Source organism: Bradyrhizobium hipponense (genome assembly GCF_008123965.1).
Classification (GTDB): domain Bacteria; phylum Pseudomonadota; class Alphaproteobacteria; order Rhizobiales; family Xanthobacteraceae; genus Bradyrhizobium; species Bradyrhizobium hipponense.
Map to the genome: position 1 here is coordinate 1 of NZ_VSTH01000219.1, position 4,471 is coordinate 4,471.

Sequence of the window (4,471 nt, forward strand, 5' to 3'; positions counted from 1 at the left end):
AAGTGAGAATTGCTGTTCGACCGGTGGATCGTGGCGAGCGAGTTCCTCGACCCGGGCCCGCACCCGCTGCAGCGCGGCTTCCGCCGCAAGGCGCTCACCAGCAGTTCCGGCCCCCACGAACAACGCCTCGATCTTCCGAAGCTTCTCGCGCAGCTGCGACTCGCTGTTCATTCTGATCCCGTTGCCCGCTCCGAACCGGGATCACCCCATCACCGCGGCCCGGCGGCGTCAATCATCCCGACCGCGCTATCCAGAGCATTCCGCGCAAGTCAAGCCCGGGCACCAGTGATCCTATCGTGACGCTCACACTTCATTTGATTCTATTCCAGACCAGTATCGATCGTCCCATGCTGCCGTCGAGATAGCTTCTGTAGGGAGCGGTTGTAACCGTCAGCTTATCTCCGTCGAGCACAAAATACCGCACCTGATCGGTGCCGGTCCATGCCTGGTTCCATGATGTGTCGATGTGATGGACGATGATGTTCCGGCCCAGCGAGAATGTGCCAGCATAGGCGACCATGGTGCTGAGGAGTTCAGCGCCTTCCTGATCGGTAGGCACCACGTCGCGAGGTACGATCCTATCGTTCCGCGTGAAAATGGCGTACATTCTGCCATCCGCAGCATAGCCTATGTAGCCAATAGGGGCCTCGCCAAATTGATTGTGGCGGCGCCCGTCTGATATTCGTTCGCGGACGTAAGAGCGCAGGCGCCACGTACCAATAACCGGAGAACCCGGCAGAGGTTTTCCGAGCCTCACCGACGCCAAGATTTCGTTGCCAGCGGTCAAATTCTCCTCCTAGGTCAAACTGGTTCCTAAGCACGACGGAAATGGCCAGTCCGTTCTAGACGCTCGCCTCATAGAGCGCTCAGATGGTCGACCCTTCTTCGGTAGCCGGCGATACGACGAACGTTCAGAACCAGCCCAGAATGCACAGTTGCGATCTTCGTTGGAGGTGATTTGATCGAACGCGACAATATCGGCGAGCTGCGATGCTCCAGAAAACGGCCCGTGAGTTGTCGACACACGCGCCGGTGTCTCTTTATGGCGTGCCGCCACTGGGCCCATCCTCGAACTCCAGACAGATCCTTGCACGTCGAAATTTCCTCCGCCCGAAGTCAAGCCGTGCTCGGCTCCACCCGCAACATCGGTTCTACTATTAGGTCGAGGTCGATCATTATACCTTGTCGCCCGTTGTCCAAATTTCTCAGCACGACTGACTAAGAAGACACAAACCCTTACCAGGTAGGGCTCTCGCGCGTGTGCGGCTTCGAGGTGGCTGACAAGCTTCAAAGTCAGCGACGCCGCTTGTCTGATAACATACGTCTACTCTTTGCGAGCCTACCAGATCTTGTCCTGCCGTTCTCGGCATACGATGTGCTACTTCAGAACCATAGTATCTCAGCAACCTACCGCTGCGGCCTGAGACTGCAGACCGTGTTCGATAGCGGTCTCACAGCAACAGCAGCGATGGGTTCCTTCGCCAAACTAGCCGCCTAGTGCAAAATCTGTATCCGAAGGAACGAACTTAGAGAGAGGATCGGGATGTGAGATCAGTTGTCATTGCGGTCGCAGTAACCGGATCGGTTCCACAGAAGCGCGACAATCCCGCCTTGCCGGTGACAGCGGCCGAGCAAATCGAGGCGACACACGCGGCTTTTGAAGCTGGCGCCTCGTTAGTCCATATTCACGTTCGCAATGCGGATGGAAGCCCCTCCTCAGATCCGGACCTCTTCGCTCGGGTACAGGAAGGTGTTAAGCGGCACTGCCCGGGGATAATCATCCAATTTTCGACGGGCGGCCGTGGTCGTGACCCGAGCGCGCGCGGAAGCGCTCTTTATCTCAAGCCGGACATGGGTTCGCTCTCGACTGGTTCGATAAACTTCCCAATGTCTGTGTATGAGAATTCTGCTGCATTGGTCCGAGATCTAGCGAAGCAGATGCGGGAATGTGACGTGAGACCGGAATTGGAACTGTTCGATTTGTCTCACATTCATGGTGCACGTCGGCTGGTTGATGAAGGACTAATTGATGACCACCCGCATGTTCAGTTCGTCATGGGCATTCAGAACGCTATGCCTGCAGATGAACATTTGCTTGACATCCTTTTGGGCGAGCTCAGACGAATTCTGCCCAACGCAACTTGGACAGCAGCGGGGATTGGCCGTCACCAGAACTCGGTAATGAACTGGGCATTGGCCCGCGGCGCCGACGCGATCCGCACCGGTCTGGAAGACAATATTCGCGTCACCAAAACGCAACTTGCTAAAAGCAACGCAGAGCTCGTCCAGATCGCAGTCGGTATTTGTGCGCGACACAATGCGCAGCCTGCTACTCCGCAGGAGGCGAGAGCGGCATTTGGCTTGTCTAACCAGTGCAGCCCAAAAGGCCCTCAATGAAAAGAGCCTCAAGCAAGCATGGACGGACTAAGATGCAGTGGTCCTCCCTCTGGATACAATGCGATCCGGACGGAATTTCCCGAGCGCGCGAAACCTGGGTATTGTTGGACGCGCGTCACCCGTTCCGGTTGCACAGTTTGCTATGGCCGCAAAGGCATGTATCTTGGAAGATGCGCCGTAGCTCCGGCCAGATCCGCCTGGGAATACTCGCCCGTGAGGAGCAGACCCTAGCCGTGCATTCGTTTGCATCCTGTGATGCTCGCATGCAGGTTTGCAAGGATCTCAACCTGGCACGCCGCGCAGGTTTGACTTGGCCGTTGCCGCCCGAGTTCAATGATGAGGTCCGGCTTGAGAACCGCCTGTTTCCGTCGCCGTCCTATCTACCCAGCGATGAGCGCCCGCAGCCAGATTGGTCGCTCGTTCATCGCGAGCTGGGGCGGAGGAACGTCACGTTGACGCTGTTGTGGGAGGAGTATTGCGACTCCAAGTCCGATAGTTTCAGCTATTCGTGTTATGTTGCGGCCAGATTTATGTTGTCGCTGCTGGAGTGAGCCAAGGATTTCGTCAACCTCCTCGGCTCGCTCCGCAACATAAGAGTGTAACCTTTCGGCCTACCTTTCAATTACCCATAACTTTGACCACTCGGCCTGATTTGCTGATCGGCGAAATCTTGAGTCGAAAGAATCACTTGTGGTTCCTTGCTGAGCACCTGATTCGCGAGGGGGTGCTCGATGGGGCTGACATTAAGGGATCGATCGGCAAGAGGCCGGTTGCGATCCTTGGAGGGTGAATGTTGGATTGATCGAGAGACTAGTGGATGCGAGTTTAGGGACGCGCGGCTCGGCGACAGATTCCGTAAACTGCTCACGCAGATTGGAAGCGCCATGGGACAAAGCATTCCGCTCGTCTGCCAGGATTGGGCGAATACCAAGGCAGCCTACCGCTTCTTCTCTAATGACCGGGTCAGCGAAGCGGACATTCTGGCCGGCCATTTCCAATCGACAAGTGATCGCGCCGCAGCCACTGAAGGTCTCGTTCTTGTGCTGCACGACACAACCGGGTTTAGCTGTCAGCGCGAAAATTCCGAAGCGATCGGCATCACCAAGAGCATAAACAGTGGACGGGATAAGGCGGGTCGCCTCAGATCGCACACGGTTTGCGGCATCCTGATGCATTCGAGCCTCGCAGTTACAATCGAGGGTGTGCCGCTGGGGTTGGCGGCCGTTAAGTTCTGGACCCGGAAGAAATTCAAGGGGACGGCAGCGCTTAAAAAGAAGATCAATCCGACCCGGATTCCCATCGAGAAAAAGGAAAGCGTCCGGTGGTTGGAAAATCTCAAGCAGTCTACGCAACTCTTGGATCATCCGGGACGATGCATCCATATTGCTGATCGCGAAAGTGACATATACGAGCTCTTCTGCGCAGCACAGGAGATCGGAACTCTTTTTCTGATCAGAACCTGCGTCGACCGCTTGGCTGGAGATGGGGATCACACGATCGCGGACGAAATGGACGAGGTCGCCGTCAAAGGGCTCCATCGCATCGAAGTCAGAAATAGCAACGGCGATCCCGACAAGGCCGTTCTTGAGCTCAGGTATCGCAAGATTCGCGTCCTGCCGCCGATCGGAAAGCAGAAGCGCTATCCCGCGCTGACCTTGACGGTGATCCATGCCGAAGAGCGCGGAACGCCGAAGAACAGAAAGAAGATCGACTGGAAGCTGATCACCGACCTGTCTGTTGGTTCCCGCACCGACGCCATTGAGAAACTTGAATGGTATGCTTTGAGATGGAAGATCGAGGTGTTCCACAAGATCCTCAAATCGGGCTGCAAAGCCGAGGAGTCAAAGCTCAGGACCGCCCAGCGTCTCACCAATTTGATCTCGCTCTTTTGCATCCTGAGTTGGCGGGTCTTCTGGATAACGATGCTCAACCGTTCCGCCCCAGACACGCCGCCAACCCTCGCGTTGACTGCGACTGAAATCGGCGTGCTCGATCGCCTCGTCAACGACAAACCAAGAGCAAGACGGAAAACGCTCTCGCACTATCTGATCAAGATCGCCCGGCTCGGCGGTTA

At 56.3% G+C, this 4,471-nt stretch carries 4 protein-coding genes; 3 read left to right on the forward strand and 1 reads right to left on the reverse strand.

Annotated elements, in window-relative coordinates:
* Positions 1 to 310: 310 nt before the first annotated feature.
* Positions 311 to 787, reverse strand: coding sequence for a lipocalin-like domain-containing protein (locus FXV83_RS40190; protein WP_148745569.1), 477 nt, complete (start codon positions 785 to 787; stop codon positions 311 to 313).
* A gap of 758 nt (positions 788 to 1,545) precedes the next feature.
* Here FXV83_RS40190 and FXV83_RS40195 point away from each other — a divergent pair.
* From FXV83_RS40195 to FXV83_RS40205, 3 genes are all read left to right on the forward strand, one after another.
* A complete protein-coding gene (locus FXV83_RS40195) occupies positions 1,546 to 2,397 on the forward strand; it encodes a 3-oxoadipate:acetyl-CoA acetyltransferase (protein WP_148745570.1) in 852 nt (283 codons plus the stop codon).
* Positions 2,398 to 2,429: 32 nt separating this feature from the next.
* Positions 2,430 to 2,948 (forward strand): hypothetical protein, encoded by a 519-nt coding sequence (locus FXV83_RS45590; protein ID WP_187436504.1) that lies wholly within the window; start codon positions 2,430 to 2,432, stop codon positions 2,946 to 2,948.
* Positions 2,949 to 3,128: 180 nt separating this feature from the next.
* A partial coding sequence (locus FXV83_RS40205; protein ID WP_148745571.1) for an IS4 family transposase occupies positions 3,129 to 4,471 on the forward strand: 1,343 nt, incomplete at its 3' end.